The organism is Methylocystis sp. NC52PC, assembly GCF_055698645.1.
In genome coordinates, this window is record NZ_CP170127.1 from 3,368,975 (window position 1) to 3,393,000 (window position 24,026).

At 64.1% G+C, this 24,026-nt stretch carries 37 protein-coding genes and 1 tRNA gene; 21 read left to right on the forward strand and 17 right to left on the reverse strand.

Annotated elements, in window-relative coordinates; all coding sequences use genetic code 11:
• Window positions 1-190 precede the first annotated feature (190 nt).
• From ACETII_RS18435 to ACETII_RS18460, 6 genes are all read left to right on the forward strand, one after another.
• On the forward strand, window positions 191-1,063 hold the full coding sequence (locus ACETII_RS18435; RefSeq protein ID WP_363348467.1) for a methyltransferase domain-containing protein: 873 nt from the start codon (window positions 191-193) through the stop codon (window positions 1,061-1,063).
• A 128-nt stretch (window positions 1,064-1,191) separates the two neighbouring features.
• A complete protein-coding gene (locus tag ACETII_RS18440) occupies window positions 1,192-2,973 on the forward strand; it encodes an OprO/OprP family phosphate-selective porin (protein ID WP_472786480.1) in 1,782 nt (593 codons plus the stop codon).
• 281 nt (window positions 2,974-3,254) lie between these two features.
• The gene (locus tag ACETII_RS18445; protein ID WP_363348471.1) at window positions 3,255-3,467 is read left to right on the forward strand and encodes a cold-shock protein; all 213 of its coding nucleotides are present in this window, start codon (window positions 3,255-3,257) and stop codon (window positions 3,465-3,467) included.
• A gap of 103 nt (window positions 3,468-3,570) precedes the next feature.
• Window positions 3,571-3,711, forward strand: a complete 141-nt coding sequence (locus tag ACETII_RS18450; protein WP_363348473.1) for a hypothetical protein — start codon at window positions 3,571-3,573, stop codon at window positions 3,709-3,711.
• 39 nt (window positions 3,712-3,750) lie between these two features.
• Window positions 3,751-3,996 carry a hypothetical protein gene (locus ACETII_RS18455; RefSeq protein ID WP_363348475.1) on the forward strand — a complete coding sequence of 82 codons (246 nt, stop codon included), beginning with the start codon at window positions 3,751-3,753 and terminating at the stop codon, window positions 3,994-3,996.
• A gap of 15 nt (window positions 3,997-4,011) precedes the next feature.
• Entirely contained in the window at window positions 4,012-4,257 is a 246-nt protein-coding gene (locus tag ACETII_RS18460) for a hypothetical protein (protein WP_363348477.1), read from the forward strand.
• A 3-nt stretch (window positions 4,258-4,260) separates the two neighbouring features.
• Here ACETII_RS18460 and ACETII_RS18465 read toward each other — a convergent pair whose 3' ends face one another.
• On the reverse strand, window positions 4,261-4,611 hold the full coding sequence (locus ACETII_RS18465; protein ID WP_472786481.1) for a protease inhibitor I42 family protein: 351 nt from the start codon (window positions 4,609-4,611) through the stop codon (window positions 4,261-4,263).
• Window positions 4,605-5,840 (reverse strand): glycosyltransferase, encoded by a 1,236-nt coding sequence (locus tag ACETII_RS18470; protein WP_472786482.1) that lies wholly within the window; start codon window positions 5,838-5,840, stop codon window positions 4,605-4,607. Before ACETII_RS18470 ends, ACETII_RS18465 begins: the two co-directional genes overlap by 7 nt.
• 194 nt (window positions 5,841-6,034) lie before the next feature.
• Here ACETII_RS18470 and rlmN point away from each other — a divergent pair, with 194 nt between their 5' ends.
• Both rlmN and ACETII_RS18480 read left to right on the forward strand, forming a co-directional pair.
• Entirely contained in the window at window positions 6,035-7,222 is a 1,188-nt protein-coding gene (gene rlmN / locus ACETII_RS18475) for a dual-specificity RNA methyltransferase RlmN (RefSeq protein ID WP_363348483.1), read from the forward strand.
• A gap of 59 nt (window positions 7,223-7,281) precedes the next feature.
• The gene (locus tag ACETII_RS18480) at window positions 7,282-7,914 is read left to right on the forward strand and encodes an SGNH/GDSL hydrolase family protein (protein ID WP_363348485.1); all 633 of its coding nucleotides are present in this window, start codon (window positions 7,282-7,284) and stop codon (window positions 7,912-7,914) included.
• Here the strand turns inward: ACETII_RS18480 and ACETII_RS18485 are convergent.
• Together ACETII_RS18485 and ACETII_RS18490 are read right to left on the reverse strand one after the other, a co-directional pair.
• Window positions 7,911-8,402 carry a disulfide bond formation protein B gene (locus ACETII_RS18485; RefSeq protein ID WP_472786483.1) on the reverse strand — a complete coding sequence of 164 codons (492 nt, stop codon included), beginning with the start codon at window positions 8,400-8,402 and terminating at the stop codon, window positions 7,911-7,913. The two genes, ACETII_RS18480 and ACETII_RS18485, sit on opposite strands and share 4 nt — an antisense overlap.
• A 3-nt stretch (window positions 8,403-8,405) precedes the next feature.
• Window positions 8,406-8,984 (reverse strand): YqaA family protein, encoded by a 579-nt coding sequence (locus ACETII_RS18490; protein WP_472786484.1) that lies wholly within the window; start codon window positions 8,982-8,984, stop codon window positions 8,406-8,408.
• A gap of 148 nt (window positions 8,985-9,132) precedes the next feature.
• Here ACETII_RS18490 and ACETII_RS18495 point away from each other — a divergent pair.
• The 3 genes from ACETII_RS18495 to ACETII_RS18505 all read left to right on the forward strand — a co-directional run bounded on the left by ACETII_RS18495 (window position 9,133) and on the right by ACETII_RS18505 (window position 11,202).
• Window positions 9,133-9,217: transfer RNA gene (locus ACETII_RS18495), tRNA-Leu, on the forward strand.
• Window positions 9,218-9,431: 214 nt separating this feature from the next.
• A complete protein-coding gene (locus ACETII_RS18500) occupies window positions 9,432-10,703 on the forward strand; it encodes a tyrosine-type recombinase/integrase (RefSeq protein ID WP_472786485.1) in 1,272 nt (423 codons plus the stop codon).
• 223 nt (window positions 10,704-10,926) lie between these two features.
• Window positions 10,927-11,202, forward strand: coding sequence for a DUF3892 domain-containing protein (locus ACETII_RS18505; RefSeq protein WP_472786486.1), 276 nt, complete (start codon window positions 10,927-10,929; stop codon window positions 11,200-11,202).
• A 476-nt stretch (window positions 11,203-11,678) separates the two neighbouring features.
• On the opposite strand, the gene ACETII_RS18510 is transcribed toward ACETII_RS18505, so the two are convergent.
• The 13 genes from ACETII_RS18510 to ACETII_RS18570 all read right to left on the reverse strand — a co-directional run bounded on the left by ACETII_RS18510 (window position 11,679) and on the right by ACETII_RS18570 (window position 18,578).
• Complete coding sequence (locus ACETII_RS18510; RefSeq protein WP_472786487.1) at window positions 11,679-11,951, reverse strand: hypothetical protein; 273 nt, start codon at window positions 11,949-11,951, stop codon at window positions 11,679-11,681.
• 128 nt (window positions 11,952-12,079) lie between these two features.
• Window positions 12,080-12,547, reverse strand: a complete 468-nt coding sequence (locus ACETII_RS18515; protein ID WP_472786488.1) for a DUF4326 domain-containing protein — start codon at window positions 12,545-12,547, stop codon at window positions 12,080-12,082.
• Window positions 12,544-12,726 (reverse strand): hypothetical protein, encoded by a 183-nt coding sequence (locus ACETII_RS18520; RefSeq protein ID WP_472786489.1) that lies wholly within the window; start codon window positions 12,724-12,726, stop codon window positions 12,544-12,546. Before ACETII_RS18520 ends, ACETII_RS18515 begins: the two co-directional genes overlap by 4 nt.
• Window positions 12,723-13,661 carry a phage Gp37/Gp68 family protein gene (locus ACETII_RS18525; RefSeq protein ID WP_472786490.1) on the reverse strand — a complete coding sequence of 313 codons (939 nt, stop codon included), beginning with the start codon at window positions 13,659-13,661 and terminating at the stop codon, window positions 12,723-12,725. The genes ACETII_RS18520 and ACETII_RS18525 overlap by 4 nt, the downstream gene beginning before the upstream one ends.
• The gene (locus ACETII_RS18530) at window positions 13,553-13,918 is read right to left on the reverse strand and encodes a DUF5131 family protein (protein WP_472786491.1); all 366 of its coding nucleotides are present in this window, start codon (window positions 13,916-13,918) and stop codon (window positions 13,553-13,555) included. Before ACETII_RS18530 ends, ACETII_RS18525 begins: the two co-directional genes overlap by 109 nt.
• Window positions 13,915-14,157 carry a helix-turn-helix domain-containing protein gene (locus ACETII_RS18535; protein ID WP_472786492.1) on the reverse strand — a complete coding sequence of 81 codons (243 nt, stop codon included), beginning with the start codon at window positions 14,155-14,157 and terminating at the stop codon, window positions 13,915-13,917. Before ACETII_RS18535 ends, ACETII_RS18530 begins: the two co-directional genes overlap by 4 nt.
• The gene (locus ACETII_RS18540) at window positions 14,154-14,369 is read right to left on the reverse strand and encodes a hypothetical protein (protein WP_472786493.1); all 216 of its coding nucleotides are present in this window, start codon (window positions 14,367-14,369) and stop codon (window positions 14,154-14,156) included. The genes ACETII_RS18535 and ACETII_RS18540 overlap by 4 nt, the downstream gene beginning before the upstream one ends.
• On the reverse strand, window positions 14,366-16,444 hold the full coding sequence (locus tag ACETII_RS18545) for a ParB/RepB/Spo0J family partition protein (RefSeq protein WP_472786494.1): 2,079 nt from the start codon (window positions 16,442-16,444) through the stop codon (window positions 14,366-14,368). Before ACETII_RS18545 ends, ACETII_RS18540 begins: the two co-directional genes overlap by 4 nt.
• Window positions 16,441-16,587, reverse strand: a complete 147-nt coding sequence (locus ACETII_RS18550; protein ID WP_472786495.1) for a hypothetical protein — start codon at window positions 16,585-16,587, stop codon at window positions 16,441-16,443. Before ACETII_RS18550 ends, ACETII_RS18545 begins: the two co-directional genes overlap by 4 nt.
• Entirely contained in the window at window positions 16,584-16,841 is a 258-nt protein-coding gene (locus ACETII_RS18555; RefSeq protein WP_472786496.1) for a hypothetical protein, read from the reverse strand. The genes ACETII_RS18550 and ACETII_RS18555 overlap by 4 nt, the downstream gene beginning before the upstream one ends.
• Before the next feature lie 82 nt (window positions 16,842-16,923).
• A complete protein-coding gene (locus tag ACETII_RS18560; RefSeq protein WP_472786497.1) occupies window positions 16,924-17,283 on the reverse strand; it encodes a hypothetical protein in 360 nt (119 codons plus the stop codon).
• A gap of 566 nt (window positions 17,284-17,849) precedes the next feature.
• Complete coding sequence (locus ACETII_RS18565) at window positions 17,850-18,155, reverse strand: helix-turn-helix domain-containing protein (protein WP_472786498.1); 306 nt, start codon at window positions 18,153-18,155, stop codon at window positions 17,850-17,852.
• 51 nt (window positions 18,156-18,206) lie between these two features.
• Window positions 18,207-18,578, reverse strand: coding sequence for a hypothetical protein (locus tag ACETII_RS18570; protein WP_472786499.1), 372 nt, complete (start codon window positions 18,576-18,578; stop codon window positions 18,207-18,209).
• 178 nt (window positions 18,579-18,756) lie between these two features.
• Here ACETII_RS18570 and ACETII_RS18575 point away from each other — a divergent pair, with 178 nt between their 5' ends.
• The 10 genes from ACETII_RS18575 to ACETII_RS18620 all read left to right on the forward strand — a co-directional run bounded on the left by ACETII_RS18575 (window position 18,757) and on the right by ACETII_RS18620 (window position 23,932).
• Window positions 18,757-19,014 (forward strand): hypothetical protein, encoded by a 258-nt coding sequence (locus ACETII_RS18575; protein WP_472786500.1) that lies wholly within the window; start codon window positions 18,757-18,759, stop codon window positions 19,012-19,014.
• 99 nt (window positions 19,015-19,113) lie between these two features.
• Entirely contained in the window at window positions 19,114-19,317 is a 204-nt protein-coding gene (locus ACETII_RS18580; RefSeq protein ID WP_472786501.1) for a hypothetical protein, read from the forward strand.
• 283 nt (window positions 19,318-19,600) lie between these two features.
• Window positions 19,601-19,939 (forward strand): hypothetical protein, encoded by a 339-nt coding sequence (locus tag ACETII_RS18585; protein ID WP_472786502.1) that lies wholly within the window; start codon window positions 19,601-19,603, stop codon window positions 19,937-19,939.
• Window positions 19,936-20,199 carry a sigma factor-like helix-turn-helix DNA-binding protein gene (locus ACETII_RS18590; RefSeq protein ID WP_472786503.1) on the forward strand — a complete coding sequence of 88 codons (264 nt, stop codon included), beginning with the start codon at window positions 19,936-19,938 and terminating at the stop codon, window positions 20,197-20,199. The genes ACETII_RS18585 and ACETII_RS18590 overlap by 4 nt, the downstream gene beginning before the upstream one ends.
• Window positions 20,196-21,200, forward strand: coding sequence for an MT-A70 family methyltransferase (locus ACETII_RS18595; protein ID WP_472786504.1), 1,005 nt, complete (start codon window positions 20,196-20,198; stop codon window positions 21,198-21,200). The genes ACETII_RS18590 and ACETII_RS18595 overlap by 4 nt, the downstream gene beginning before the upstream one ends.
• Before the next feature lie 18 nt (window positions 21,201-21,218).
• Complete coding sequence (locus ACETII_RS18600; RefSeq protein WP_472786505.1) at window positions 21,219-21,842, forward strand: hypothetical protein; 624 nt, start codon at window positions 21,219-21,221, stop codon at window positions 21,840-21,842.
• Between the two features lie 11 nt (window positions 21,843-21,853).
• The gene (locus ACETII_RS18605) at window positions 21,854-22,333 is read left to right on the forward strand and encodes a DUF2312 domain-containing protein (RefSeq protein WP_472786506.1); all 480 of its coding nucleotides are present in this window, start codon (window positions 21,854-21,856) and stop codon (window positions 22,331-22,333) included.
• Window positions 22,330-22,659, forward strand: a complete 330-nt coding sequence (locus tag ACETII_RS18610; RefSeq protein ID WP_472786507.1) for a hypothetical protein — start codon at window positions 22,330-22,332, stop codon at window positions 22,657-22,659. The genes ACETII_RS18605 and ACETII_RS18610 overlap by 4 nt, the downstream gene beginning before the upstream one ends.
• A complete protein-coding gene (locus tag ACETII_RS18615; protein ID WP_472786508.1) occupies window positions 22,656-22,901 on the forward strand; it encodes a hypothetical protein in 246 nt (81 codons plus the stop codon). The genes ACETII_RS18610 and ACETII_RS18615 overlap by 4 nt, the downstream gene beginning before the upstream one ends.
• The gene (locus ACETII_RS18620; RefSeq protein WP_472786509.1) at window positions 22,898-23,932 is read left to right on the forward strand and encodes a helix-turn-helix domain-containing protein; all 1,035 of its coding nucleotides are present in this window, start codon (window positions 22,898-22,900) and stop codon (window positions 23,930-23,932) included. The genes ACETII_RS18615 and ACETII_RS18620 overlap by 4 nt, the downstream gene beginning before the upstream one ends.
• Window positions 23,933-24,026: the final 94 nt, after the last annotated feature.

Consider the following 24,026-nt stretch of genomic DNA (forward strand, 5'->3'; position numbering starts at 1 on the left):
AACGCAGCATGTTGGCTTTGGCTCCATGCTGTCCAAGCGTTCCGCAACTTGCGGTTAGGGCTTAACCTTAAAACCTTCGGGAGCTGCGCCGACGGCGCGATCCCCGACCGATATCTACCTAGATGAAGCGCGCAAACCCTTCGCGCCAAGGCGCTTGCCGGGTTGTTCGGCGAGCGCGATGGACAAAGCCATGACCAATCAGCCTTCGCCTCCGCATATTTTCGACCGCGCTCTCCTGCGCCGGCGGCTGCGCCGCGCCATCGCCCGGGGGGCGCCGGACTTTCTTGTGGCGCGGGCGGCCGACGATCTGCTCGACCGGCTCCTGACGGTCAAACGCGAATTCCCGCGCTCGCTCGACCTCGGCGCGCCGGCTGAGCATTTCGCGCAGGCGATCGTCGCGAGCGGACGCGCTGCGCCGCTGCGTGCGAGCCGCGACGGCGGCGACGTGATCGCGGATGAAGAGGCCCTGCCCTTTGCGCCCGCCTCCTTCGATCTGGTGGTCTGCGGCATGGCGCTGCAGTGGGTCAACGACCTGCCGGGCGTGCTCGCTCAGGTGCGCCGCATCCTCGCGCCGGACGGCCTGTTTCTCGCCTGTCTGCCGGGCGGCGCGAGCCTCGTCGAGCTGCGCGTCGCGCTGGCGCAGGCGGAGGAAGAGATCACCGGCGGCGCCAGCCCGCGCGTCTCGCCTTTCGTCGACGTGCGGGACATGGGCGGCCTGTTGCAACGCGCCGGCTTCGCCTTGCCGGTCTCGGACGTCGACAGCTTCACCCTGCGCTACGACTCGGCGCTCGGCCTGATGGCCGACCTGCGCGCCATGGGCGCAGCCAATGTCCTGGCGAAACGCGCGTCGAAGCCGCTGCGCCGCGACGTGCTGGCGCGCGCGGCGCAAATCTACGCCGAGCGCTTCTCCGATCCCGACGGACGCGTGCGGGCGAGCTTCGAGATCGTCTGGATTTCCGGCTGGGCGCCCCATGAAAGCCAGCAGAAGCCGGCGAAGCCCGGCTCGGCGACGATGCGGCTCGAGGAGGCGATGAAGGCGGGCCGCCATTCTTCGGAAACATAATCCCCGCTGGCGTTTCGCCTGTTCACAGGCGAGAAAAGACCCATAAACAAAGAGGTTTTCGCGGAAAAACTAGCGAAGCCGCCGTTTGCCATAGCTCCTCTCTGGATTGTCTTTCGGAGAAGAATTGCATGGCTCGACGTCTATCGCCCAGACGCCTGTCGGTTTCGATGATCGGCGGCGCAGTCGTCGCTTCGACGCTCGCCCAGGCCGCCACGGATTCAGAGGCGATCGAGGCGCGGCTGCGCGCCCTGGAGTCGCAGGTCTCCAAATTGCGGCCGCTCGAAGCCGAGATCGCCAAGCTGCGGCGCGAGGCGCGCAAGGCGAAGGAGCAGGCTGGGGAGGCGCAGGCGGCCGCCGCGAATGTCGTCAACGCCGGCGCCGCCAGCGGATCGCCCGCACCGCCCCCGGTCTTCGTCTCCTTCAAGAATGGCCTTTACGCCGAAACGGCGGACAAGGCCTACAGCTTCAAGATCGGCGGCCGCATGCAGTTCGACGGCGGCGCCGCGACGCAGCCGCTCAACGGCTGGTCCGGACAGGCCGGCGTGCGGCAGGTGCGCCTCGAAGTCGAGGGAAAGGCCGCGAAATGCTGGTTCTACAAATTGCAATACGACTTCGCCGGCGGGCAATATGGCGCGCCGTTGAACGCGCCGGTGCAGGGCGGCATCCGCGATTTCTACATCGCCTTTCAGCACCCCGCGCTCAACCTGCCCTTCACCAAGGACCCCGCCTTCATCCACGTCGGCAGCTATTTCGAGCCGTTCAGCCTCGAGTTCACCGCCTCGTCTCGATTTCGCGACTTCATCGAACGCGCCATGGCGGTGGAGGCGATCGCGCCGAGCCGCCATCTCGGCGCGGCGATCGGCGCCTATGGCGACAATTGGTCGGCGAAGGGCGGAATTTTCACGACCAGCTTCGAAGACCTCAACACCAATCCGGCGCTGGCGACGGCCACGCCCTTCGGCCTCCCCGCCCGCTCGGGATGGGTCGCGACCGGCGGCGGGCAATATTTCGACCTGACCGGCCGCCTGACCTACGCGCCGATCAAGGACGAGCACGACTTGCTGCATGTCGGCGTCTCGGGCCGCTACCATCAGCCCAACAGCGCGACGGGCCTCTCCGACGATCGTGTGCTGCGGCTTGGCAACCGCATTCGCTCCGAAAATTACATCCTCAACCAGGGCCTGCTCGGGACGCCCGATCTCTCCTGCGGAACCGTCGCCTTCCCGGGCGTGGCGACGGCGGCTTCGGGTCATTGCGTGAACAATGTCGAGGCTTTTGGCGTCGAATTGTCCGCCGCGCATGGACCATTCTCTTTGCAGGCCGAATATCTCGGCCAGCGGGTCAATCGCAACGAGACCAACATTGCGCTCTCCCGTCTCGCGGGCGCTTTCGCGCCGGGCGGCGCATCGCATTATTTCAGCGGCTACTATGTCTACGGCCAATGGTATGTGACCGGCGAGGAGCGCGCCGCCGCCTATAACGTCAGCGACAAGATCGGCGCCAATTTCACGCAGATCAAAATCAAACACCCGTTGAGCGAGGGCGGCGTCGGCGCCCTGGGCCTCGCCGCCCGCTTCAGCGCCCTCGATCTCAATAGCGGGCCCTACTCGGGAACGGGTCTTTCCAACATGCTCGCTTACACGACCCTGGTCGCGCCAAATCCAGCGGCCGCGAGCGCGATTGCAAACGCCGGCGTCGTCGGCGGCCGCCAGGAGAACGCCACGCTGGGACTGAACTGGTATCCCGACAATGGATTCCACTTTCAACTCAACTGGACCCACGTTCTGCACGCCTCGGCCCCGCTCAACGACTATTTCCTCTTTGCGTCGGGCGTCCCGGCGCGCCAGGGGGCCTTTATCAACGGCGCGCATTCGAATCTCTTCGAGGCGCGGGCGCAGGTCTATTGGTGACAGCCACTTAAGGTCGCCGCGGCGTCTTCGCCGTGGCGGCAGACAAGATCGCGGGAGCCATCAAGAAGAATCAGGGCCCACAAGGCTGGCGAGAAAAATAAAACGACAGCGGCAATTGTATTCCGCGGAGCCTCGTCTATATTCAATATATCGGGTTTCGGCCGGACGATCTTACTTTCTTTCACGCCATTTGGCGCGTCGGCTTGTGTCTTCCTCTCCAGAACTTCGATCTACCGCGGCGGCGGACGCTGCCGCACAACTGTTCCTGGAAAGGACGTTCCATGCAAACTGGCACTGTAAAGTGGTTCAACTCCAATAAGGGCTTCGGCTTCATTCAGCCGGAAGCCGGCGGGCCGGACGTTTTCGTGCACATCAGCGCGATCGAGCGCGCCGGTCTTCCGTCCCTCGCGGAGGGTCAGAAGGTCGGCTACGAGCTGTTCGTCGACAAGCGCAGCGGCAAATTCTCCGCCGACATGCTCCAGCTGCAGAGCTAAGGCCGGCGCGAGCGGGCTGCCAAGCGACAGCCTCAAACATCGGAAGCGGCGGCCTTGCCGCTTCCACCGACGTCTGTCTCTCGGATGAAAAGGCAGGGCGGACATGTCCAAAGGGCAACGCCGCGGCAATCGCGAAGCGAAAAAGCCGAAGAAGGAGAAGACAGGGAGCGCCCCCGCATCGAGCGTCGGCGCGCCCTGGGTCACGATCGAGAAGATGAAAGCCCAGGACCGCACCAAGAAGTGACGGCGCCGGGCCTACTCCCCAGACAGAAAGAGGCGGCCAATGACGACTGATTACATCAATGCGCGCGAGCGCTATCGTCGGGCCCGGCCCACCGCCGTCCCTACCCACAAATTCGAGGTCGGCGTCATTGTGGCGTATCGGCCGAGCCCCTCCGGCGAGCGGGGCCACTTCCGCGTGACGCGCCATCTGCCCGACGGCGGACAGGGCCTGCAATATCGCATTCGGTCGGAACGAGACGGGCAGGAGCGCGTCGTTTTGGAAGGCGCGCTGGAACGGGCGAGCTGATCCCCCGGAGGCTGCATGGAAGCGAGCGACTATTTCGAGCAGGCGTCGCTTTACTACGCCAAGAGCGCCCATCGAAAGCAGAAGGCGCTCGTTTTCCGGCGCTTCGACCAGGCGGCCGAGGCGATCCGCTTCGCCATCGAAGACCTCGCGCCGGAAATTCTCCAGGGGTCCACGCTCGAGATCAACGACACGCACTATTTCGGCAAGCAGATTCGCCCGCTCTACGACGACAGCGCCTTTCCTTTGCGTCGCCGCAAATAGACTTTACGGGGCGATAACGACCCGAATGCGCCGCGTTTCGACCGGGGCCGGCTCCCACGGCCGCTGATAGGCGAATGGGATGATCGCCACGCCCGGCTTCAGCGCACGGACCGTCCAGCGATGCGTTCCCGGCGCGCCGGGCAGACGGGCGCCGGGGCGGCGCCCGCCGTCAACGATCGCCACCGCGTCGAGCCCGGCGCCCGCGGCTTCGTCGATCCGCCAGACATAGCCTGTCGACGGGTTCTCCTTGAACTGGATGACCGCGCTGGCGCCTGGCGCGAGACGCAGCGAGTCCTGCGCCGCCGTCGCGCCAGCGAGCGCCATCGACGCCAGCAGGGTCGCGCCCCTCAACATGACGCCAGCGGCTGCGTCAGACGCTCGCTGCGCACCAGGCCCGCAATACGGGCGGCGGCGGCCGCGGCCCCGTCCTCTTTCCGCACGCCATCCGCCAATTCTTCGGCCCGCGTCGCGTGGCCGTCGTCGAGGCGCGAGAGCGCGCGGCAGAGGCCGTCGGCCGTCGCCGTCTTACCGTCCACGATCTCCGCGACTCCCAGCCGCGCCAGCCGCTCGGCGTTGTCGAACTGATCGCCGAGGAAGGGCGTGACGACCTGCGGGCGTCCGGCGCGCATCACCTGCCCGACGGTGCCGATGCCGCCGTGATGGACGACGGCGGCGGCGCACGGGAAGATGCGCGAATGCGGGGCATAGGCGGCGACGAACGCGCCGGCGGGGAGATCGGCGCCGAGATCCGCGACCTCGTCTTCGTGGACAAGCAAAACGGCGCGTCGCCCGAGCCGCGACGCAACGCGCATGCATTCGCGGTAGTAATCCTTTCGGGCGAGGGTCACGAAACTGCCGAGCGTGAAAACAATGGGCGCCTCCCCGGCGTCAAGGAAATCCGCAAGATCCGCCGCAAGCTCCCCCGCCCCCAGATAGCGGTCGTGGAAGGTATGGCCGGCGATCAGCGTGCGCGAGCCGTGATCGGGCTGCGCGGGCGCCAGGACGGGGCTGAACAGTCCGATGACGGCGCTCGACGACTTCGACCCGAGCAACAGATCGAGCCCGTAGCGGGGGCGCAGCCCCAGTTCGCGGCGCAGCCGCCGAAGCGGTTCGGCCCAGAAGGCCACGGCCTGGGCCAGGGACCACAACAGCAGGCGGTTGAAGGCGATCTCGATCGGCCAGGCCGGGGCGCGGCGCAGCGGCGCCCGCGACCCGAGCGGCGGGTCGTAGGCCGAATAGAGCATCATCGGCGACAGCAGCACGGTGATGAGCGGCGCCCCCGTCGCCTCGGCGACGAGGCGCGCCGCAAAGGCGAGGCTGTGCGACACAATGGCCTCGACGCCGTCGGCGGCGGCCAGGAGGTCTTGGTAGCTCTCGCGAAGATGAGGAAAAATCAGCGAATCGAACAGAAACTTGTCATCTTCCGCCATCTTGCGGGCGATGTCGCTCAGGTCCATGCCGAGCCGACCCATCAAATCTTCGGCGTCGGGCCGGATCGGGACGAAGGCGAGCCCCTCGCCCGCAATATACGCCGCATAGACTGCGCTGGTGGCGATTACCGGCGTGAAACCCTCCCGCGCCAATGCATGGCCCAGGGCGACGAAAGGATGGATGTCGCCAAGCGACCCGAAGGTCGCTATGAGGATTTTGCGCTCAGGCAGTTTCGTCTATTCCTTACCCTGGATAAAACGGGCGGAAATGCGCATCTTTTCGTCGCGGGCTCGCCCGGCCGCCGGCGCCGGAGCCAAATTAGAGCGCTACGCTCCAGGGATCGAATATGACTTTGTCACACACCGCCGTCGCCGCCAAGCTCTCCGGCAAGGCGTCGCTTGCCGGAATGACCCGCGCCGGCATGGCCGACGCGTTGCGCGCGTTGGGCCTGCCCGAGCGGGAAATCCGGATGCGGGTCTCCCAGCTCTGGCACTGGGTCTATTTCCGCGGCGCCCGCGGCTTCGACGAGATGCTAAACATCTCGAAGGCGCTGCGCGCGACGCTCGACGACTCTTTCGATCTCGCTCTGCCCGAAATCGTCGAGGAGCAGATTTCCGTCGACGGCACGCGCAAATGGCTGCTCCGCCTCGCTCCGCTCGATGCGCAAGATAAAGGCGCCGAGGTCGAGTGCGTTTACATCCCGGAGAGCGACCGCGGCACGCTCTGCGTCTCCTCGCAGGTCGGCTGCACGCTCAACTGCAGCTTCTGCCACACGGGCACGCAGAAGCTCGTGCGCAATCTGACCACGGCCGAAATCGTCGGCCAGCTTCTCGTCGCGCGCCAGCGGCTCGGCGACTTCCCGGAGCGCGAGCGGCCGACCGACGGGCTCGTCCCTTCAGGCGAAGGCGTGCGCGCCGTCTCCAACATCGTCTTCATGGGCATGGGCGAGCCGCTCTACAACATCGAGAACGTCATGGCGGCGATCGAGATCATGGCCGACGGCGACGGGCTGTCGCTCTCCAAGCGCCGCATCACCGTCTCGACCTCGGGCGTCGTGCCGCAGATCGAGCGGCTCGGAATGGACTGCGGTCCGGCGCTCGCCATTTCGCTGCACGCCGTCCGCGACGACTTGCGAAATGAACTCGTGCCGCTCAACAAGAAATATCCCATTGCCGAGCTGTTGCAGGCGTGCCGCGACTACCCCGGCGCCAGCAACGCCCGCCGCATCACCTTCGAATATGTGATGCTCAAGGGCGTCAACGACAGCCCCGCCGAGGCGCGCGAACTGGTGCGGCTTCTCAAGGGCGTGCCGGCGAAGATCAATCTCATTCCCTTCAACCCCTGGCCCGGCGCGCCCTATGAATGTTCCGACTGGGAGACGATCGAGCGCTTCTCCGACATCGTCTTCAACGCCGGCTACGCCAGCCCCGTGCGCACGCCGCGCGGCCGCGACATTCTCGCCGCCTGCGGCCAGTTGAAGAGCGAGACCGAGAAGCTGCGGGCGCGAGCGCGGCTCGCTGCGGAAGGCGGCTGACGCCGCGCGCCCTATATCGTCACCAGGGCTGGGGCGGCGGCGCAAGGCGATCACAGGAAATGGCGCATCTCGCTCTCGTCGGCGACTCCATCTTCGACAACGAAGCCTATACGGTCGGCGGACCGGCGGTCATCAAGCAGGTGAGGAAGCGTATTCCGATTGGCTGGCGGGCGACGCTCGCCGCCGTGGACGGCGCAAGGATCGACGGGATCGCCGGGCAACTCTCCCGGCTCCCGGCCGACGTCGACCGGCTGATCGTGAGCGTCGGCGGAAACGACGTGCTCGATCTCATCCCGCTGCTCGACTCGCCGGTGACAAGGAGCGTCCAGGCGGTCGCGATGATCGGCGACGCCGCGCGCACTTTCGAGGACGCCTACCGCGTGATGCTCGACAGCTGCCTCCACGTCGACCGGCACGCGTCGATTTGCACGATCTATTCCGGCAATTTCCCCGACCGCGAATTTCAGCACGTCGCCCGCACGGCGCTGTCGCCGTTCAACGATGCGATCATTCGCATCGGCGTCGAGCATGGGCTCACGATCATCGACTTGCGTCTCGTCTGCAGCGCCGCGGCGGATTACGCCAACCCGATCGAACCCTCCTCGGCGGGCGGCGAGAAAATCGCCAAGGCGATCGTCCGCGCCGCCACCGGCGACGGCGGCTGGGAGCGCAGCGCGCGGATTATCGGCTAGCGGGATCTCGCGCCCGCCGCCGCGAGCCAGGCGAGCGCCGCCGTGATGACGACGTTCCAGTTGGCGAGCGTGAGGCCCAGCGCATAAACCGCCGGCTCGTCGCAGCGCACGACCTTGACGCTCTTGAGCTGCTTCATGAAATCGTCCATCGAGCCGGCCGTGCTGAGCGCGCCGGAACAGTCCGAGGGGCCGGGAAAAAGCTTCCACTCCACGCCCGAGTGATAGATCGAGAGAGCGGCGTCGGCGAGAAACAGCAGCGCCATGAGCGCAAAGGCGCTGCGGGCGAGCCCCGCCCTGCCCGCCTGCGCCGCAAAAGCGGCGAGCGGCGCGAGCGCGAAGGCGGCGTAATAGGGAATGCGTTCCTTGACGCAAAGCTCGCAGGGCGGAGAGCCGAGCCATTCATAGGTCCAGGCGCCGGCGATCGTCACGGCGGAAACGGCAAAGATCGCCGCGGCGAGATGGCGCTGGCTCGTAAAAACCGTCGTCACGCTTCAGAACATCTTCGAGGCGAGCGCGAAGCCCGCCACCACCACCACGGCAAGCGAACCGACGAAGAGGCCGAAATGGCTCTCGAGCTTGTCGCGGATGGGATCGCCAAAGCGATTGATCGCCGCCGCCAACACGAAAAACCGCGCCCCGCGCGTAATGATCGAGAGCGCGATGAACAGCGGGAAATTATACGCCAGCAGGCCCGAGACGATCGTCACGAGCTTATAAGGAATGGGCGTGAAGCCCTTCACGAGAATGAAGATCGCGCCCCATTGGGCGTAGAAGGCGCGCAGCGCCTCCATCTTCTCGCCATAGCCATAGAGGTTGATCAGCCACTGGCCGATGGTGTCGTAGAAGAGCGAGCCAAAGGCATAGCCCAAGGCCCCGCCCGCGACCGAAGCGATGGTGCACAGAATGGCGTAATGCCAAGCCTTCTTGGGCTCGGCGAGGGTCATCGGCACGAGGATCACGTCGGGCGGCACGGGGAAGAACGAGCTCTCTGCGAAAGCGATGGCCCCGAGCGCAAGCGGCGCGTGCTTGCTGGCGGCAAGCGACATGGTCCAGTCGTAAAGCTTTTTCATTTTTCCTCGAGGCCATCTGGCGCGTTTGCAGAGGCCATAGCATGAAAAGTTTAACTTAAAGAAGGCGAGCGCGCCGCTTGACGGCCCCTTCCGCCCCGCTAATATCCGCCCGCTCGCGCCCCGGTCGGCTGATTCCGGTCGCGCCTGAGCCCCTGTGGCGGAATTGGTAGACGCGCTCGACTCAAAATCGAGTTCCGCAAGGAGTGCTGGTTCGACTCCGGCCAGGGGCACCAAGACCACTTTTTTCCAGCCTCGCCCAAGCCCGCCAAGCCCCGCCAATCCACGCCATAAGCGATTGTAAAAGCAAACGCTTCGCCCGGATTTTTGGGCCGCACTCCCCGCCAATCCCCGCCATCCTCCGCCTATCCAAGCCAACGGAATCCCGGTAATAGGCCGGTAGCGAAACATTTCGTTACCGGTGTTACCGGAGCGGCGGGAGAACGCGCCATGGCCCTCACCGACCCCCAGGTCAAGAACGCCAAGCCCGACCCACAAAAGATTGTCAAGCTCTCTGACGGGCGCGGCCTGGCGCTTTGGATCACGCCGCGCGGCGTCAAAACCTGGCGGCTCTATGTGAGCGTCAAGGGAAAGGACATTGGCCGCACGCTCGGGCGCTATCCCGACATGAGTCTGCGCGAGGCCCGCGACGCCGCCGATCGGGCGCGCGTCGACATTCGCGGTTGGGCCGATGGCGCGCCGCCGGCGGCCGCGCCGGATGCCTTGTTCGGGGCCGTCAAGGCGCAATGGCTCGACCAACTCGAGCGCTCGCACGCGGCCCTTTCGACCCGCGAAAAGGCGCAATGGCTCTGCGCGCAAATGGGCCCGCTCGATGATCTTCCGATCGCCGCCGTCAAAGCCCCTGCCGTCTTCGCCTTGCTCAAGCCATGGGAGCAATTCGGCAAGCTGGAGACGGCGGCGCGGCTCAAGTCGACGATCTCGCGGATTTTCCGGTTTGGGGCTGCGCTCGGCCTGGTCGAGCACGATCCGACGGCGCTTCTCAAGGGCGCGCTGATCGCCCCCAGGCCCAAAAGCCGGGCCGCGATCGTCGACCGGGAGGGCTTCGGCCGCCTCATGCGCGCCATCTCCGCCTATCATGGCGAAAAACCCTCGATCGTGCGCGACGGGCTCATGTTGCTCGCCCTGACCGCGGCCCGGCCCGGCGAGTTGCGGCTCGCGCAATGGCCGGAATTCGATCTCGAGCGGGGCGAGTGGGAGATCCCGACGGGTCGAATGAAAATGCGCGAGCCGCACCGGGCGCCGCTCTCGACGCCCGCCCTCGAAATCCTCCGCCGCCTGGCCGACGAAAACGGCCGCATCCGTCCGCCCTCGCCCTTCATCCTACCCTCGCCCCGCCCCGGGCGACCCCTCTCTGATGGGGCCTTTAACGTCGCGCTGCGCGCAATGGGGTTCGGTCAAGACGAGGTGACGGCGCACGGCTTCCGCTCGTCGTTTTCGACGCTCGCTAATCATTCGGGCCTTTGGCCGTATGACGCGATCGAGCGCCAGCTCGCGCACCAAGACGCTTCCGACGTGCGGCGCGCCTATCATCGGGCGGATTATTTCGACGAGCGCCGGCGGCTCATGGAATGGTGGGGTGCGGAGATCGCAAGCTTCATCTCTGGGGAAACTAGCGGTTTTCTCGAGCCGCACGCGGGGATCGAAGGAGAAGCGGCCGCAGGGCAATCGCATAGTCCCGGAAGGCCGAAATTCAAGACCTAGTATGGTTCGATAAATGTTCACAACCATAACTTGACGAAGAAAAAAAACCGACGAATACTCCGATTCGACTTAGGCAAAGGAAAAGCCGGGGTTCCCGCCCCGGCTTCCCTTGTAATCCGCGTAGCTTGGACCGCCTGCGGATCGATTGCATTTAGTGCGGCTCATTGTGAGTCAAAGGCTATCGGTAGTCAAGGCGGTTCTTTTTTTAAGAAAGAACTCGCACATGAAGCAAGTGACGTGCATTCGTAAACGCAGCGGCCATTACAACCCACATGAACGCATTCAAGCCATTGGTGGGATTTCTGGAGGCTACCACTGGAGCGATACTGAGGCTGTTGCGATCGCAAACGTCGAGCGCGATCCGACTAGCTATTACGTGCACACCGGCGGGAGATCTGTGTGGGTTATCGTCGCAGTTCACGCTGGGCGTAAATACCTGAAGACCCAGCCTGACGGTTATGAGCCCAACAATTTGTTGGCTCTCCCTGAGTGCCCGTGAGGTATTGACTAAGCGCCGCCGGGTCAGTTGGCTCGGCGGCATTTTAGTTTCCAGCGTTAGAAATCATGTCAAGGACAACGCCGTCCATAGCTGTATGCGTTCCGTCTTGCTCGGCGCATGTCCGGTGGGTTCTGTAAAAGTAGCTTTTGCTGTCACCGCTATACATTAAGCTGTGCGTTCGGACATCGTCCGCGCGGATCGGCAGCCCGCAGAAAAGACATGGCGCGTCTCTTGGTGGGTCGTATGTGGGCTTGGATTGGGTAGGGTCGTCAAACCATCCGTAGATGGCCGTGCACTCAAGCATGGCAAGCGCCCCTCTTCTTGTGTGGCTCCTATGTTCACAATCGCCGGCCAAAGTTAACCCTTAAGCCCCGCACCCGAGTTCCCTGCGTCCCGATATAGGACGTCGGGGGACCCTGCATCAGCTGGACAGTGCCAAGGCCGTTGACTGTTAGTCATTGGCTGAAACCCTCTCTCTATTGGAGCAAAGCGTCGCCGGCCTCGCCCTGTCGCAGGGTCCACTGACGCAACGTGTCCGCCACGAAATGGGAAAATTCCAGGTTGAGCAGCGCCGCCGATTCCGCCACGAAGTGCTCCGGCGTCGCACAGCCAACCAGCGAAATGGCGCTCAAAGCCATGGCGCGCGGCGTTATGATCTCGACGAATTTTGCGAACGTCTCGCTATCCGACTCGCCTTCTGCGCTTTCTTCAAAATATTGCTCGAGGGCGTCGAAGATGGCGTTCGTCATTGCCTTTGCCAGCTTGCAGCACGAAGCAGCCTCGACGTTCGGGGCGTTCGCAATCCTCTGGTCGATTCTCGCGAGGACCTTGTCCCGGCTTGCCGCAATGTCTGATTTCTCCATCTGCTTCCCTCTCTCTAAAGCCCTTCGCAGCGCATGCCGTTGGTCAGCCGCCCGAGCACGTCGGCGTGGCAGGGCGCGCAATCTGCGCAATCTTCGTCGAATGGCTTGCCTTTATGCGCGTGCCGCTCGCACACGCGGCAATAACAGGCCAGGTTGAGCCCTCGGAGTTGGTCGATCCCCTTCGGCGCTCCCCACGTTCCGAGATAGTCACGGTAGAGCGCGACAGCCGTCGCGGCGTCCTGTACATGTGTGAAGGTCGCGTCGGCGCGTTCTCGGCTTGTCGTCGCCGTCTTCCAGTCCGGGAACTTCGGGTCTTCGCCTGGCCGTAGCACCTTGTAGAAGCCGCCAATAGAGAACGGGTTGCCAAACGGACCCGGCCGCGTCACGAGTACGGCGCGCAACCCATTCGCCCACTGCGAGGCCTTCTGCAGGTTAAAGCCCTTGGCGCGCTTCACTTTTAGTCTGACGGGGCGAATCGTCATTTGGCTCCGCCTGCCCGGGCGCGGCAGTCCTTGGGGAACATCCGCTCGATTTCGAGGGCGGGGCCGTCGCTGGGCACAGCCCTTCTGCAACGCGGATCCACGGCGTCCGCGAGCCAATAGAGGGCGACGAAGTAGGCGCCGATGAGCAAGGCGGCGAGCAATGCGTTCCGCGCTGTCATGACTGCTTCGCTCCTTCCGCCGGTTCCATCAACGGAGCTGGAAAGGCGCTATGCTCGACGCCGTCGAGCAGCCGCAAATGCTTTGACGCGCGGCGTAAGAGACGGCCGTCGCCGCTCGCGAAATAGTTCTTCCAAATCTTTTCGGGCTTGCCTTTGTGATCTCTGGCGCAATTTAAAAGGATGTCTTCACCGTCGCTCGTGACGCGGAAGGCGCTGCCGTCGCCGAACTCGACGCGAAACCCACTGGCGTCCTTGATCTCTTCGCCTGCGATGAATTCGCCCCATTGCTTGAAGAAGAAGGGAACGCCGGCGGCCGCGCATTGATCGCGCAGCGTGCGCGGCGAGTCCGGGTCCATGGGTCGCGCGTTCGGGCCGGACTCGCCGCCGCAGATCACCCAATCAAGGCGCGCGCCTTCAACCGAGTGCAGCGCCGATCGGCCGTCGGACAGATCGTCCGTTTCGGGGAAGCGCGGCCGGCTATCCGGCCAAGGAATATCCATCAAGTCGACAGGGCCCAGCATGGGCTCAATCGAAACGAACCGCACGGCCGCCGGCGTCGCGAGCAGCTCCGGAATCCGCTCGTCGGCCTCTTGCTGGCGCTCGGTCGTGACGCCGAGCCAGACGTTGGGGAGCGGCCGGCCGCCGGCGTCAAAAATATCGAGCCAGTCGGCGGCGGATTGAATTTCATCTTCGCCCTGCCCGGTAGAAATCGACATTAGAGCGTCCGAGGCGCGGGAGAAATTTTTCCGCCTTCCCTCGAAATATTTCCGCATCAGCGCCGGCCGCTTGGTCAATATTTGAAACGTATGTTGCGGGCAAAGCGCCATCACCGCGAAGACGCGGTCGACCGTCTCGTCGGCGACGCTCTCGTGAAACAAGTCCGACATGGAGTTGACGAAGACGCGGCGCGGCTTCTTCCAGCGCAGCGGCTCCAAAAACTTCGGCTCCGGCGCGATCGCGATCTTGCCGGTCCACACCGGGGCGCCGGCGTGCGTTCTTCTATCAGGCCGCGATAATATGCGAGAGGTCCTGGGTTGCCCCCATGGTTTTCCTCGTGCGCGATCGACATGGCTTCAAGCCGCGCCGCCATTCCCATGGCGTAGCAATTCTTGCAACCCGGCGAGACGATCGAGCAACCCGCAATCGGGTTCCAGGTGGCGTCGGTCCATTCGATCGCGGACCTCGCGCTCATTGCTCTTTCGCCTCCCGCGCCCTGGGCAGGCGATCGAAAAATGCGTCGAGCGACTCGACCGAAATCAAGACAATCCCGCGCATGGCTTTGCCCTCGATCTCGTCGGCGGCGAGCATGCGCTCGATTGTCCGCGTCGACACGCCGAGATATTTCGCAGCCTCGCGCTTGCCCAGCGCGCGGGGGCGCAAAGCGACAATGGCGTCACGATCGCCCGAGTCGGTTGGGGCCGGCGCGATCATTGCGTGGCCCTCCGCTCTTGCGTCACGATCCGAAACTCGCAGGAGAGCGCGGCCGAGCATTTAAGGACCGCGTGCGTCGCGCGGGCCTTTTCGACCAGTTGCGGCGCGTAGATGACTGAGCTCGCGACGTAGACGCTGAACGCCACAAGCATCACGTCGAGCGCCGGCGCGATCCGCTCTATCGGTGTGCGCGGGAATGCGGGCTTCTTCATCGCCTGGCTCCTTTCTTTGCAGCGCGGCGCTTGACCGCGGGCGTTTTGCGGGAAGGTTTGGCCGCGGCCTTCTTCGGCGCGGTCCTCTGGGCCGGCTTCTTCGCCGCCGGCTTCCTGGCCGCCGTCTTTCTGGGAGCCTCGCGGGCGGCCTTCGGCGCCTTCTCGTCGGCGGCGATCGCCTGGACCATGGCGTCCGCGAGCGGGGTCTCCCCGGGAACGAACATCGCCTCGCCGGCGGCGTGCTGTAGCTCGGGGAGGCGCGACCAGTCGGCGAAGGGGCTCGGCAGATGGCCTTTGTCCAGAGACAGCTTCGCCACATATTCCGCGAGCTTGGTTCGATCCATGCTCTTGCAGTGCTTCGCCTCGCCTTCGCCGATCAGGCCGGCGACGATCTTGAGGACCTGCGCTTTCGGCGCAGCTTCGAAAAAGCCCTTGCGGTCGATCGCCGCGCCGAAGGCCGAAACCATGTTGGCGCCTCGAGCGCGGGCCGCGCCGACAAGCGCCGTCATCGCCTCGATGCTCGCGCCTGCCGCATTGAAAGCATGGCCAATGAGGCGGGCGAATGCGACGGTCAGATCGGCCGTCGAGGCCGCGGCGCACTCGGCGAGCGCCTCGGCGAAGCTCTGCTCGGAAATGCGGGCCAACAGCTCGCAGTCGTCGTCATCGGCCATCGCGAGCGGTCGAAGGCCTGAGATCCCGCTCACGCCATATTGCGAGCCGAGAGCGGCGACTGTGAACATGAGCGCGAGGTCGACCCGGCGCGCCGTGGCGTCCCGCAGGGCCTTGGAGACGGCCGCCTCGATAACGGGACGCAGCGCCTTCCCCGGCTCCGCGAAGGGCCCGGGGGCCGGCTTGCCCTTGCCCTTGCCCGTGGCATTCGCTGGCGCCGCAGCCTCGTCGTCTTCCTCCTGCGACCCCTCACCCTCTCCCCGCTGGGCGCCGTCCTCGAGGACCTCTCCCGACTCTGCCGCCGGCGGCCTGACGCCGCGCGTGAAACTCGGAACCCCATACCAGTCAATGGTCGCGGCGACGCCCAACGAGGCGCGTTCGTTCGGCGGTATCTCGCGGAGCAGCGCGGCAACGAGAATTTCGTCTCGCTCGGCCTCTAGCGCTGCGCTTTCGGCCTCGCCAGCGGCCTCCTCGATTTCCGCTTCGATATTCTCGATGCAAGCCTTTTCCGTTTCGGTCAGCTCGACGGCGTCGTCGAAGGCCGCGTCCACTTGTCTGCGCTCGAGGGCAAAGCCGTCGATCTCGACAAGCGCCGATCCCCAGCCCTCTTCCCGCGCGAGCTTGTCGGCCTGCGCTTGGAGCAGCTCGCGCGCAACCTTGTCGGCGATCGGTTTGTCGCGCAGGCCGACCTCTTCCGAAAACAGATCCTCGTCGATCCGCCCGCCCGCGGCCCGGTAGGCGTCGAGCCGCGCGGGGTCAGCGTTGAGATAGCGCGCGACCGGACTCGTCGCCTCCATAGCGTCGCCGCGCAACGCCTTACGGATTTCGTAAGGCTGGCGCAGGCGCGTCGCGTAGACGGTGCCCGTCCACGAATTGAAAAGCGCCTCCTGGGCCCCGATCGGCGCGATCGTGAAAGCCTCCGCGCTGTCCATCGAGATTTCGCCCTTGCGCCACGCCTCCCGAACGCAGGGGGCTAGGTTGCCGAGCGCAAGCCGTTGCTTGACGTGTCGCTCGGTCAGCGCGAAGTCCCTGGCGATCGCCGGGACGTCGAAGCCGGCATCGACCAGTTTGGCGAAGGCCTCGAACTCGGCGACGGGATGCAGGGCGCGCGGCGTGATCGAAAGGGCGAGCGTTGCGCGGCGGGCCGAGTGCTCGTCGCCTTCGTGGATCTCGACGGGGATTTCCTCGGCGTCGCTCAGGTAACTCTTGAGCGCGCGCCAGCGGCGGCCGCCGTCGATAACCTCATATTCTCCCGGCGCGTCGGGGCGTGGAATGACGAGCAGCGGATATTGCAAGCCGGCGGCTTTGATCGTCGCGGCGAGCTGCGAGACGTCGTCTTCCTCGAGGCGGGGGTTGAGCGGCGAAATCCGCGTTATCGCGGAAAGGGGAAGCGATTCTAGGTTCATTTGGGCGGGCCCGGCTTCTTGGAATTGACGTTGCGGCGCTCTTGCCGCTTGAGGCGCTCGTCTTCGTAAATCGCCCAAAGGAAGATGACCTTGAGGACGATCGCGAGGGTGGCGACACCGATCCAGACGACGGCGGGGGTCATGGGCCGAGGAACCAAAGCAGCGCCGCCTCCCAACTCGTCGCCAAAAGGCCGAAGAACAAAACGGCCCAGGCTCCATTAAGGGCGGCGCGACGCGTGGCGAGATGTCGCTCGGTATCAACAATCTCGATTAAGGGCCGAACCTCGTTTTCAACGAACTCGACGAGCTCTGGCGCGAGGATCGTGACCTTGATGGTCGGCCGCAGCGGGCCAATGAAGGCTTCAAGTGCGTGGCGGATTAACTCTTTTGCTGACATGAGCTCAGGCTCCAGAAGAAACGGCGCGAAATGAAAGCAAACCGCGCGATGCGCCCGCGGCGAGCGGCGTTACGCGACCGAATTACGCGACAATCGGAAATGGAACGTCCTGCGCCCAACCGTTCCGGGGCTTGGCGTGATAGGCGGCGATCTCGTCTCGCCGCTGGCGCGCCGCGGCCCAGGCGAGCCTCAAGCAGCGCCGCCAGGTCCAGCGGTCAATTTCTGTGAGATGCCAGCCGCGGCGTTTCGCGTCGCGCCATCGGGTCCAGGCGTCGGCCATGACGGCGCAGCGGTCGGTCTTGGGTTCGCGGCTTTTTGCCCGCGGCTTCGTCGGAGTCAGCGCCATCGCGCCGGCGTCCGTCAGCGTCCAGCCCCAGGCGGTTCGCTGATTGCAGTTGCTGATGAAGTTTTGGAGGCCGGCGATTGGATAGGCGAGGCCCATTGCCTCAAGCCGCCCACCAATGAGACGATGGAAAGAACCTGAGCCCGCGGCGATCGCTGCTAGGGCGGCCCTCTGGCCCTTCGTTAGTTTGATGGTTGGGTGTGTCTCGCCCATGTGAAAGCTCCATCGCCGGGGCAGCGAACGGAGGAATAATTGGACGATTTGTCCAGCGTGTCAAGGACAACTTGTCCAATTAACATCGGCGACGCTTTTGCGATCCTGAACTATCCTGCGATTGGGCAACGAAAAAGCCGCGGGCTGGGCCGCGGCCTTGTTCGGCTAGAGTTGGGGCGGATGATGACGGTCTAGAACGCCCTGCGCGTCTCGAATCCACACTTGTCGCACAGGTAGGACAGCAATGCCTGCCCCAGACTCGTTAAACGTTGTTGCCATGACTGAGATTGCGATCATAACAAGCGTCTTGGGGGGCGGCCCAGACAGCCAGAGGTGCAAACGCCTTCTGTGAAATAAACAATGCGAATCACTGAGCCTGATCCTGCAAGCCCACGCCTGACACCTTTCGCAACTAGCCCAAGTCTTACGGTGTCCGCGCGCCCTATCGCTCGTCAGGCGCGCTTTACTCCTTGGGCCGGAAAGGGGCGCGCGGGCGACTGCACCCTTCGATCCTTTCCGGTCAAAACGTATTCGATGCTTCTGTCCATGATCAAGGCGATCCTTGGGATAAGATACTGAGGTATAGGGCTTCGACTTTCATATTTCCTATACCGTTCGGCCGGAATGCCCAGAGCGTCGGCCATCTGCTCGGCCGTCCAGCCCTTTGAATCACGAAGTGCTCTAACACGGGCGCGCAATGCCTCGTTGAAGGCATATTCTTCGTTTTCTTCACTCATGTAGTTGAAATTATTAGACATTATGTCCAATGTCATTAGACATACCGTCCAATCTAAATTGGCCAATTTGTCCTACTTGACAATTTGGACGTATTGTCCAATTTTTAAGGCATGACCTCTAACCTGCTTTCGTTGCGAGAAAGGATCGAAGCCGCCGCCGAGCGCCTCGGCGCGACGCGCGCGGCCATCTTTAAATGGCGGTCTCGCGGCGTCCCTAGCGAATGGCGCCTTAAATTGCTCGCCGATCCTGAGACGCGCTTCTCCCTTGATGACTTCAAGCAAATCGAGCGCCTGAAAAGTGTTAGAGGGTCGGCGGCCGCGCGCGGGCGTTCTACCACTATTTTTCAACCAAAGTCCGCCGAGTGAGCCGAACGTTGAATTGATCCGATCAGCCTGCCCGCCGATCAGATCATAACCTGGGTAAATGTGTAGAGGATCTCCCATGCCTTCGTTTCTACCATGGGAGCGCTTTTCAATGTGTCCAAAGGATATGGATAAAATGTCCAACTGCGAAACGACCCCGGCGCGCCATTGGCTCGACTTTGTCGAGACAAGTGAAGCGAGAAGGCGCGGGCTCTCGCGACGGGGTGACGCGCGGCCCTTTGTGGCGGCTCGCCTCAGAGTGGCGCCGGGCACGCTTGAAAGACTTTATCGCGGCAGCCTCAAAGGCCTGCGCCTCGCGCTGCACGTGAAGCTGCGCGACGAATTTATCCGCACCGCAGAGGGCGAAATCAGGCAGCTCGAAAATGAATTGGCGATTGCTCGCGCAGGGCGCAGGGACATTGATTTTTGTGAAGCTCGCGAGATTCAAGCGCACCTTGAAGCGGTTCGCGCGCTCGTTAATCGCGGCAAGGGACTGACGCAGAATGTCGACGAGTAAGACACCCTCCCCCATTCAGTAGCGCAGCGTAGCGTCCCCGCGTCCCCGTGCCCGGCTAACATTCCGGGCGCTTCCTTAATAATAAAGGGTAGATCGCAAATGAGCAGTGAAGCACGCGAGAACAACGGCTTCAAATACAGCCTGCGCCAAGTCGTCAAACTGGTCGAATCCGGCGAGTCTGGAACGGTCGTCGGCCGGTCTGAATCATTGGCCGCCGCGAACGATTATCTTATCCGTTACAAGGCCGCTGATGGCCGGCAGCAACAGGTCTGGTGGACCGAAGACGCCATCGAAGCCGCCTAGTCGAGTTTCGCGCGGCGTCACTCCCGCGCGGATAGCGTAGCGAGAAAGCAGTCCAGAGTTTTCGCGCTACCCGCCCTCCTTGGGCGTTCCCCTCAAACTTGGGTCGCGGCGCAACGCTGCGGCCCCTTTTTGAGAGTGGTTTTCCAAAGCGCGGTTTCCGTTCAAAACCCGCGCGCGTTGCGTCGCAGTCGAGATTCAACCGGGCCGTCGCGACGTCGATCGTCTCGCCCGGTTTTCCTGCGGAGAAAACAACGTGCGAAAAGACGATCTCAAAGCGCGCCAAATGGCCATCCGCGAGCACATGCTCGAACTGACGGCGCAAGGGTTGTCGCGTCGCGACGCGGCCTTGCGGTGCGGCGTAAAATATCGCACGGCGCGCGCCATCATCGAAAAGGCGCGCTCTGAAAACGACCCGCGCGCCATCAGACGCGAAGGCCGCATGCCTGCGGGGCAAATTGTCGGCGTTCCTCGCGATCTCGCCACAGCGTTCAAGGCGGCCGCGGCTAAACGGAAGATCGGCGCCGACGAATTGCGCCGGCGCGTCCTCGCCGTAGTCACCCGAGACAATCTTTTCGACGCGCTCGATCTCGAGTCCCTCACGGACGAAAGCTTGCGCCAATGAGTCAGACCGCGTTCGAACAGCCGTCTCAGGCCGGCGCGCTCACCTTCGACGAAATTTGCGACATTGTCGGCGACTTTATCGCCGACGATGAGGTGCGCGTCTTGACGCCGGCGCAGCGCGAGGCGGTCGCCTTGCGCCGCAAGGGGCTGTCGCAGCGCGAAACCGCCGCGGCGCTCGGCGTCTCGCAACATGCCGTGCTTGACGCGCTCAATCGCGCCAAGGCGAAAGGCGTCGTCGCCACCCGCGGGGCAACGCCATGAGCGCGACCGCCCTCGCCCGCTACGAAGCCGCGCGCGAGGCCCTCGCCGCCGCGACGCGCGTCGACGAAGTGAAGCGGGTTCGCGACATGGCGCACGCGCTCGAGCTTTATGCAAGGCAGGCCAAGGATACGGAGCTGCTCGAACATGTGACCGCGCTGCGGCTCCGGGCCGAGCGGCGCGCCGGCGAGCTGCTCGTGGTCATGGCGAAGAGCGGGGAGCGCGTTCGACGCGGCGGGAATCGACGATCAAAATACCCCGAGGGTATTTTGAAACTTGGTGACATTGGGGTCTCACCGAAGCAATCCGCCCGCTGGCAGGACCTCGCCCGCGTCGACCCCGCGTCCTTCGAACGCCTCGTTGCCGATCGCAAGGCCGAGGCCGCGAAGGCGATGCAGGGCTCCCGCGCCGAGCGCCAGGCGGAGAAGAAGGCGAAGCGCGCCGAGCGCGAAGTACAACTTGCCGAGGCGCAACGCGCCCTCCCCGACAAACGCTACGGCGTCATTTACGCGGACCCGGAATGGCGCTTCGAAGTCTACTCGGCCGAGTCGGGCCTCGATCGCGCGGCCGACAACCATTATCCGACGTCGACACTCGAAGAGATTATGTCGCGCGACGTCAAGTCGATCGCCGCCGACGATTGCGCTCTCTTCTTATGGGTTACTTGCCCAATGCTTGCGGCTGGCTTCAAACTTATTGAGGCCTGGGGCTTCGAATACAAGTCCCGCTTCGTCTGGGGCAAGGACAAGATCGGCACCGGCTATTGGGTGCGCGACAATGCCGAAGAACTTTTGATCGCCACGCGCGGCGATGTCCCCTCGCCGGCCATGGGCGATCAATTTCCGGCGCTCCAGCATGCGTCCGTCGGCGCCCATAGCGCGAAGCCGGAACTCTTCGCCGAGATCATCGAGAGCTATTTCCCCAACCTCCCCAAGATCGAACTCAACCGGCGTGGCCCGCCCCGTCCCGGTTGGGACGCCTGGGGAAATGAGGCTGGCCTGTAACCTTCGAAAGGACGCGAGATGACCGATTTCGATGACGACGACTGGCAGGATCTGGAAAAGCCGGACGCCGCGGAGCAAAAGCCCGACGTGACCGTGCGGCTTTCCGTGGCGCGCGGCCCGCACGGGCCCGGAAAGAAGGCGCGCGCCTATATCTCGCTCCGCCGGGAAGCCGCAGAGTGGATTCGGACGAACGGCCCGCGATTCAGGGTCCAAATCGCCGGCTCCAGCGCAAACGGCGTGCGGATCGTCGCGGACGCTGTGCGGGGCCAATATGAGGCGGCGGAATTCAAGGGCGTCATGCGCCTGTCGGTCGGCGTCGTAACGTCGTGGCCAAATGAGGCACGGGAGCCGACAGAAGCAAAGTGGCGCGTCACCGAGGGGGGGCTTGTCCTAACCCTGCCGGACGAATTCGCGAAGGCCGCCAAGGCGCCTCCGGTCGCGGAGAGGTCGGCTCCCATGCCCTCCGCCATCGCCGCGCTCTGCGGGGGGAAGCCGACCCCGCCGCCCCCCGCCTCGCCCGCGAGCAAAGTCGGCGCTGCCCTTAAACACGCCTCGCCGCCGAAGCGCCGCGACGTCGGCTCAGGGCTTATGGGCGATCCGCCGCCCGGCCGATCGGCGCTTGCGCAGCGTAGCCAAAAATAACGGGGCCGATCATGGACGAAACGAACCGGATGAATTCGGAAAGCGCCGAACGGTTGCGCTACTTCGTCGAGCGTTATGAGAAGCTGGCCGAGGAAAAGGCGGCGATCGCCGACGATCAGAAGCAAGTCATGGCCGAAGCGAAGGCGGAAGGCTTCGATCCGAAGGGCGTCCGCAAGTGTATCGCGGCCCGGAAAAAAAAGGCCGGCGATTACCAGGACGAACAGGCGATAACCGATCTCTACTTGTCGGCCATCGGAATCGTCACCGACCCGCCCTTGTTTCGCGCCGTCAATCAAATCGGCGTGGATATTTTGGCGCGCGAATCCGTTGTCGAAGCGCTCAAGAACTTCGTTCCCGACCATGGATCAATCACGGTCGAGAAGGACGGCGTGCGCGTCCGCTTGACGCGCGATGAAGATGGCGAGGTCGCGGCTTACGAGATCCCCGCCGGCGACGACAACCCCGACAATGTCGTGAGCCTGCGCCCATGATCTCGCCCCATACCCCTCCCGGAACGATCGTCGCCGCGATCGTCGACATACCAGCGATGCTCGGTCTGCCGGGCGTCCAGAAGGGCCAATATTACGCGGTCGCGCGCATGCTCCCGCTCTCGAAAGAGTGGGCGCGGAAGACCGGCCGCGTCGCCTGCGTCGAGCTCGAGGGCCACGGCATCGGCGAGAGCTATGAACCGGAGCCCGGTTTCTGGCGCTTCTTCTGTTGCCGGCAGTGCCATTGGGCCTATCCGATAACCTCCTTCCGCCATCTCGACCTCGGTTCTCTCGAAAAGCTTCTCGACCTCAAAGTAAAAGTCTCATGACAAGAAAGATTAAGCTCGGCGAGCAGGTAACGGCGATAGGCGTTGCGCGGCGCGTTTTGAGGGGGATCGAAAAGGCCCCCTCGAGCGAGAGTCAACGTGAATACATCGCCGATTGTCTCGACGCCACGGAAGCGCTGCTTAATTGGGCGCGCGACAATGAGACGGCTCTCCGCGAACTTATGCAGGCGACCGGAGTAACGCGCGCCAAGCCCGCCCGAGGCGGAGACGAGGCGGATCAATGAGCACGGACGTCATTACCTGGGCGTGGAAGGTGCGCGGGCTGCGCGGGAGCGCCAAATTGGTCCTTATTCGCCTCGCCGACTTCGCCGGACAGCGCGGCGAATCCTGGCCGACGATCGAGCGGATCGAAGACGACACGGGGCTCGGCGAGGACGCGGTGCGCGCCGCCATCAAAGCGTTGATCGCCGCGGGCCTGGTCTATCGCGCCGAACGCTGGCGGTCATCGCCCGGCGGAGGTCGGCGCTCGTCGGAATATGTCTTGCTGTTCGATGATAAAGCGCGCGCCTACGCGATCGATTCAGGCTGGCAGGAAGGTATAGCGCAAGTAGAAGATAATCAAAGCGACGACGACAGTGAAATCGACGGAAACGCCGCGCCGAGCGCCTGCAAGGGCAACCCCGTAAATCCCGGGGTTGCCCCCGGGGGCGACCCCGCGAATCCCGGGGTTGCCTATGGGGGGGCAGCCCCGGAAATCCCGGGTGGTTACCCCGGGAATCCCGGGGTTGCATATAAGGAAGAACCGTCACTTAAACCGTCATATTCCCCCCCTCCCCCCAAGGGGGGCGTGGGGGACGCTTCGCTGTTCCAGGCTTTTCAAAAAATCTGGCCCTTCGACTCCACGGATTTGGTGCACCCGGCGCAGCGCAAATTCTCGCGCCTAACCGTGGCCGAGCAAGAACTCGCCGTGAAATGGGCGCGCAGCTATCTCGATTTGGCGGCGCGCCAGGGCCGCAAGCGCATGACGGCCGAGAACTGGTTGCATCGCAAGGGATGGCAGGCGTTCAAGGCGGCGCCCGACACTGCGGCGACGCCAAGCGTGTGGATCGCGGCGCATTCGGCCCAGTGGCGGGCATGGGAAACCTATCTCGCCGCACAAGGCTCGGCCTCGATCAAGCGCGACGCTGAGGGACGGGCTCGGCTGATCGCGCTGCAAACGCGCCGCGGCTTTGGCAGGTTCATGCCGAGCGAGTGGCCGCCCCGGCCCGCGGGCGACGCAAGCAGGCCTGGGCAGCGGGACGGCCCTGCGGCGTAGCAGCGAGAGATCTTCGCCTCCAGGCCGCGGGCGGTTTTCAGCGGCGCGTCTTCGCGTAACCACAAAAACAAAACCATGCGAGACCATCATGGCA

Excerpts from the sequence above, each read along its gene's own strand:
- ACETII_RS18595 (WP_472786504.1), top strand. The coding sequence starts at position 20,196 with ATGAGCGCGACCGCCCTCGCCCGCTACGAAGCCGCGCGCGAGGCCCTC.
- ACETII_RS18545 (WP_472786494.1), bottom strand. The coding sequence starts at position 16,444 with ATGAACCTAGAATCGCTTCCCCTTTCCGCGATAACGCGGATTTCGCCG.
- ACETII_RS18560 (WP_472786497.1), bottom strand. The coding sequence starts at position 17,283 with ATGGGCCTCGCCTATCCAATCGCCGGCCTCCAAAACTTCATCAGCAAC.
- ACETII_RS18610 (WP_472786507.1), top strand. The coding sequence starts at position 22,330 with ATGATCTCGCCCCATACCCCTCCCGGAACGATCGTCGCCGCGATCGTC.
- ACETII_RS18530 (WP_472786491.1), bottom strand. The coding sequence starts at position 13,918 with ATGAGCGCGAGGTCCGCGATCGAATGGACCGACGCCACCTGGAACCCG.
- ACETII_RS18515 (WP_472786488.1), bottom strand. The coding sequence starts at position 12,547 with ATGACGATTCGCCCCGTCAGACTAAAAGTGAAGCGCGCCAAGGGCTTT.
- ACETII_RS18580 (WP_472786501.1), top strand. The coding sequence starts at position 19,114 with ATGAGCAGTGAAGCACGCGAGAACAACGGCTTCAAATACAGCCTGCGC.
- ACETII_RS18570 (WP_472786499.1), bottom strand. The coding sequence starts at position 18,578 with ATGGGAGATCCTCTACACATTTACCCAGGTTATGATCTGATCGGCGGG.
- ACETII_RS18480 (WP_363348485.1), top strand. The coding sequence starts at position 7,282 with ATGGCGCATCTCGCTCTCGTCGGCGACTCCATCTTCGACAACGAAGCC.
- ACETII_RS18620 (WP_472786509.1), top strand. The coding sequence starts at position 22,898 with ATGAGCACGGACGTCATTACCTGGGCGTGGAAGGTGCGCGGGCTGCGC.
- ACETII_RS18615 (WP_472786508.1), top strand. The coding sequence starts at position 22,656 with ATGACAAGAAAGATTAAGCTCGGCGAGCAGGTAACGGCGATAGGCGTT.
- ACETII_RS18455 (WP_363348475.1), top strand. The coding sequence starts at position 3,751 with ATGACGACTGATTACATCAATGCGCGCGAGCGCTATCGTCGGGCCCGG.
- ACETII_RS18450 (WP_363348473.1), top strand. The coding sequence starts at position 3,571 with ATGTCCAAAGGGCAACGCCGCGGCAATCGCGAAGCGAAAAAGCCGAAG.
- ACETII_RS18535 (WP_472786492.1), bottom strand. The coding sequence starts at position 14,157 with ATGATCGCGCCGGCCCCAACCGACTCGGGCGATCGTGACGCCATTGTC.
- ACETII_RS18490 (WP_472786484.1), bottom strand. The coding sequence starts at position 8,984 with ATGAAAAAGCTTTACGACTGGACCATGTCGCTTGCCGCCAGCAAGCAC.
- ACETII_RS18590 (WP_472786503.1), top strand. The coding sequence starts at position 19,936 with ATGAGTCAGACCGCGTTCGAACAGCCGTCTCAGGCCGGCGCGCTCACC.
- ACETII_RS18505 (WP_472786486.1), top strand. The coding sequence starts at position 10,927 with ATGAAGCAAGTGACGTGCATTCGTAAACGCAGCGGCCATTACAACCCA.
- ACETII_RS18460 (WP_363348477.1), top strand. The coding sequence starts at position 4,012 with ATGGAAGCGAGCGACTATTTCGAGCAGGCGTCGCTTTACTACGCCAAG.
- rlmN (WP_363348483.1), top strand. The coding sequence starts at position 6,035 with ATGACTTTGTCACACACCGCCGTCGCCGCCAAGCTCTCCGGCAAGGCG.
- ACETII_RS18605 (WP_472786506.1), top strand. The coding sequence starts at position 21,854 with ATGGACGAAACGAACCGGATGAATTCGGAAAGCGCCGAACGGTTGCGC.
- ACETII_RS18565 (WP_472786498.1), bottom strand. The coding sequence starts at position 18,155 with ATGTCTAATAATTTCAACTACATGAGTGAAGAAAACGAAGAATATGCC.
- ACETII_RS18500 (WP_472786485.1), top strand. The coding sequence starts at position 9,432 with ATGGCCCTCACCGACCCCCAGGTCAAGAACGCCAAGCCCGACCCACAA.
- ACETII_RS18445 (WP_363348471.1), top strand. The coding sequence starts at position 3,255 with ATGCAAACTGGCACTGTAAAGTGGTTCAACTCCAATAAGGGCTTCGGC.
- ACETII_RS18585 (WP_472786502.1), top strand. The coding sequence starts at position 19,601 with ATGGCCATCCGCGAGCACATGCTCGAACTGACGGCGCAAGGGTTGTCG.
- ACETII_RS18465 (WP_472786481.1), bottom strand. The coding sequence starts at position 4,611 with ATGTTGAGGGGCGCGACCCTGCTGGCGTCGATGGCGCTCGCTGGCGCG.
- ACETII_RS18440 (WP_472786480.1), top strand. The coding sequence starts at position 1,192 with ATGGCTCGACGTCTATCGCCCAGACGCCTGTCGGTTTCGATGATCGGC.
- ACETII_RS18600 (WP_472786505.1), top strand. The coding sequence starts at position 21,219 with ATGACCGATTTCGATGACGACGACTGGCAGGATCTGGAAAAGCCGGAC.
- ACETII_RS18510 (WP_472786487.1), bottom strand. The coding sequence starts at position 11,951 with ATGACGAACGCCATCTTCGACGCCCTCGAGCAATATTTTGAAGAAAGC.
- ACETII_RS18550 (WP_472786495.1), bottom strand. The coding sequence starts at position 16,587 with ATGACCCCCGCCGTCGTCTGGATCGGTGTCGCCACCCTCGCGATCGTC.
- ACETII_RS18540 (WP_472786493.1), bottom strand. The coding sequence starts at position 14,369 with ATGAAGAAGCCCGCATTCCCGCGCACACCGATAGAGCGGATCGCGCCG.
- ACETII_RS18435 (WP_363348467.1), top strand. The coding sequence starts at position 191 with ATGACCAATCAGCCTTCGCCTCCGCATATTTTCGACCGCGCTCTCCTG.
- ACETII_RS18520 (WP_472786489.1), bottom strand. The coding sequence starts at position 12,726 with ATGACAGCGCGGAACGCATTGCTCGCCGCCTTGCTCATCGGCGCCTAC.
- ACETII_RS18555 (WP_472786496.1), bottom strand. The coding sequence starts at position 16,841 with ATGTCAGCAAAAGAGTTAATCCGCCACGCACTTGAAGCCTTCATTGGC.